The 3,373-nt window shown below is 73.0% G+C and carries 3 protein-coding genes and 1 pseudogene; 1 reads left to right on the top strand and 3 read right to left on the bottom strand.

Annotation, left to right across the window (positions count from 1 at the left end):
- Both AOK23_RS43050 and AOK23_RS43045 read right to left on the bottom strand, forming a co-directional pair.
- A pseudogene (locus AOK23_RS43050) lies at nucleotides 1-644 on the bottom strand (hypothetical protein); the annotation flags it as partial.
- Between the two features lie 104 nt (nucleotides 645-748).
- A complete protein-coding gene (locus AOK23_RS43045; RefSeq protein WP_055717801.1) occupies nucleotides 749-2,005 on the bottom strand; it encodes a PP2C family protein-serine/threonine phosphatase in 1,257 nt (418 codons plus the stop codon).
- 156 nt (nucleotides 2,006-2,161) lie between these two features.
- Here AOK23_RS43045 and AOK23_RS43040 point away from each other — a divergent pair, with 156 nt between their 5' ends.
- A complete protein-coding gene (locus tag AOK23_RS43040; protein WP_420823806.1) occupies nucleotides 2,162-2,632 on the top strand; it encodes a hypothetical protein in 471 nt (156 codons plus the stop codon).
- 14 nt (nucleotides 2,633-2,646) lie between these two features.
- Here the strand turns inward: AOK23_RS43040 and AOK23_RS43035 are convergent, their stop codons facing one another.
- Nucleotides 2,647-3,141 carry an SH3 domain-containing protein gene (locus AOK23_RS43035; protein WP_055717800.1) on the bottom strand — a complete coding sequence of 165 codons (495 nt, stop codon included), beginning with the start codon at nucleotides 3,139-3,141 and terminating at the stop codon, nucleotides 2,647-2,649.
- Nucleotides 3,142-3,373: the final 232 nt, after the last annotated feature.

Genomic DNA, 3,373 nt, shown 5'->3' with positions numbered 1-3,373 from the left:
TGGCCCAGGACGGCGGGGGCCCCCGCGTCCTGGGCCAGGAGGATGTCCCCGTACTCCGTCGTACGCAGCAGCACCTGCTCGTGCAGGACCGCGGGAGGCAGGCGCTGTCCGCTGCGCAGTATCGTCGCGAGGGCCTTCATGTACTGCGGTACGGCCACACCGCGCCGGGACGGCGGCGGCGCGATCCGCCCGTACACGTTCGCCCCCGGGCCGACCGACAACGGCCGTCCCGCCAGTTGCCGCCACACCTCCGCGTCGGCGTGCAGATCGAGGAACAGGGTCGTGGATCCGGGTGCGCGCAGCCGGAGTTCCTCGACCATCCAGTGCCAGGGGAACGCGGTGTAGCGCACGGTCGCCGGGGTGGTGCGGGCCAGCGCGAGATGCACGAGCCGCTGCTTGCGGTCGAGTTGCAGCTGCCCGGTGAGGTACACGGTGAGCGGGCCGGGCGCGGTGGCCGCCGCCCGCAGCCGGGTGAGGACGGCCTGCGGCTCCAGGGGGTCGGCGAGTTCGACGACGTTCGCCGTGCCCGTGCCGGACAGCACCTCGGGCGAGACGGCCGCGAGTACGGGAAGCACGGAGGCCGCGTCCACCAGGCACCCCTTGCCCACGGGCGAGGCCGCGAGCAGCAGCACGGTTCCGGGCATCGGTTCCCTCCCCATCGATCACGTACGCCAGCCAGCACCGTAACCGCTGCGCGTGCAAACGGGGAAAGGACCGGGTGGGAACACCCCGTCGAGGGAGGTTCCGGTCAGGGGACCGCGGTGGCGCCGGGGGCCCGTCCGGTGCCGGTGCCGCGGCGCACCGCGAAGATCGTCGTGTCGTCGTCGAGATGCCCGCCGGTGTGACCGAGGACGCCGTCGTGGACGAGGCGCACGAGGGCGGCCGGGTCGGTCGCGGCACGCGGATCGGCGGCGATCGCCCGGCTCAGATAGGCGCGCAGGGGAAAGAACACCCCGTCCCCGTCCCGCGCCTCCGTCACCCCGTCGGTGACCAACAACAGCGCCTCGTCGGGGGCGAGCCGCACGGTGACGCCCACACAGCTCGGTCCGCCGGCGGTCGGTGGACCGGTCGGTTTCGTGGGTTCCAACTCGCTGAGGCCCAGCGGGAGTCCGTCGCGCAGCACGAGGACGCGTACGCCGTCGGGGGAGACCAGCAGCGGGGGTTCGTGGCCGAAGTTGATGATGTCGACGGTGAGGGTGTCGAGGCCCGTCGTGTCGGGGCCCCAGTCGGTGCGTTCGCTGCGCAGCTCGGGGAAGTCGAGGAGTACGGCGGTCGCGAAGCGTTCCGCGTCGTCGCGGCCGACATGGGCGCAGTAGCGGACGTGGCGGATCATCCGGGTCTCCAGCCGTTCGGCCACCGTGCCGGGTTCCACCTCGTAGTACGCGGCCTCCCGGAACGTGCCCAGCAGTACGGACGCAGCCTCCACCGCCCCGAGGCCCTTGCCCTGGACGTCGCCGACGAGGACGCGCGTGCCGTGCGGGCTCGGCTGGATGTCGTAGAAGTCGCCGCCGACGCGCGCCTCGCTGTCCGCCGCGAGATACACCTCGGCGTGGTCGAGGCCGCCGACCTGCGGCGGCAGCTGGCGCAGCAGGATCTTGCGGGTGGTGTCGACGACGGCCCGCATGTGCAGCATCCGCTCCTGCCCGCGCAACCGCACCGCGCAGGCCAGTACGGACATCACCCCGCCCACGGCGAGGAGGATGAAGTCGGGCAGGCCGGTGCGGTACTGGTGCGGCCAGGCGTTGTCGCCCGCGAAGTACACGAGCATCGCGAGCACCGCGAACAGCGCCGTCGTCCACACCCCGCAGAACGCGGCGGCGATCCCCGGCACCAGCACCAGCCACGAGATGACCCGGAAGTCACCGCCGGTCGCCCAGTCGAGCACGGGGACGGCGCACAGCACTGTCAGCGGCGGAAGCCAGGCGACGCTGCGGCCGCGCACCCGCAGCAGCTGCCGCTCCCCGGGGCCCGGCTCCCGGCGGGCACGCGGCATCGGCATCCGCATGCCCCTCAGCGAAGCACGCCACCACGCCCCGCGCATCCCGGCCCCCGGCCCGTGACCAGGTTTTTCCCTTACGCCGACTTGCCGACGGGGCGCCCCAGGTGTGACCTGGTAAGCGGGGGCGGGCAGTCGCGGGGGAGGGAAGGAAGGAGTGCTCCCATGGCTCAGACGGCACCCAGGCCGGGCACACCGCTGCAGGGGGTCGCGGCCGCACCGATGCCGCGGACGACCCCGGCCACACCCGATGTCTTCGGCCCGCGCACCCACACCGTCGCGCGCTGGACCCTGGCCGTGGTCCTCGGCCTCGTCTACGGCTACTGGGCGGCGGCCCTCAACCGGGACGCCGGCCCGATCACCGGCTGGAACGTGCTGTTCGGCCTGGTGAGCGCGTTCGTGTTCGTGGTGCTCCACCTCGCCGTGCAGGCCGTCGCGCCCCGGCTGCCCCGGGAACTGCACGCCGCGCTGTGGGCGGGCTTCACGGGCTGCGCCTTCGGCTTCCTCTACAGCCAGGGGGGAGACAGCGTCCTGATGTCCACGGTGCTCTCCCTCGTCATCGCCGCAGCCGTGTTCGTGACGACGTTCTACCGCTACTACACGCACGAGGACGCGGAGGGCCACCGCTTGGGGTGAGAGCCGGTGGGGGATCAGTCGTCCCACTCCCAGGTGCCGGAGGCGGTGAAGGTCCAGGTGAACGTCACGTTTCCGGAGCCCGAGCCGGAGCCGTTGTCGTGGCCGTGGCCGCTCCGGCAGGGGTCGCAGTCCTTCCAGCGCGGGCACGGGTCGGTGCAGTTCGGCACGGAGCGGTGGCCCGTGTCCACGAACACCGCGCTGGCCCAGCCGCGCTCCTCCGGCAGCCAGTACCAGTGGCGGTCGCCGAACACGCTCTGGCCCCGTACGGCGCACTCGACGCGGACATGCGCGCCGGGTGCGACGAAGCCGACGACATGGGAGCGGGTGGTCGGCTGTTCCCGGAGGTTGAGGTCGCCGCGGGCGACGACGGTGCCCCTGACCAGTCGGCCGGAGTGGTCGTCGTGCGTCGGGCCGGCCGCCTGGGCCGTCGTCCCGAGGGCCGCGACGGTGACGACACCGCCGGCGAGGGCGGTCGCGGTGAGGGTCCGTGGAGCGAGTGGGATCCGCATGATCGGGCTCCTTGCTCCCCCTGCTCCAGGAAACACCCGTTCGGCCGAGTGCTCCACCGGAAGGGGAGGGGCCGGGCGCCTCATAGCTCGGGGGTGCGCGGTTCGTTGGCGGGTGCGGGTGGTGTGTGGTTTCTCGCGCGGTTCCCCGCGCCCCTGAAGGCTCGGGGCCTGCGGCCCGGCCTTCATCCCCGTGGCGCCGTTGAAAAGCACGGGGCGCAGCCCCGGACGCTTT

This window comes from Streptomyces torulosus, assembly GCF_001419765.1.
GTDB classification, from domain to species: domain Bacteria; phylum Actinomycetota; class Actinomycetes; order Streptomycetales; family Streptomycetaceae; genus Streptomyces; species Streptomyces torulosus.
The sequence above is the reverse complement of the archived record's forward strand: the minus strand, read 5'-3'. Positions and strand labels throughout refer to the sequence as shown.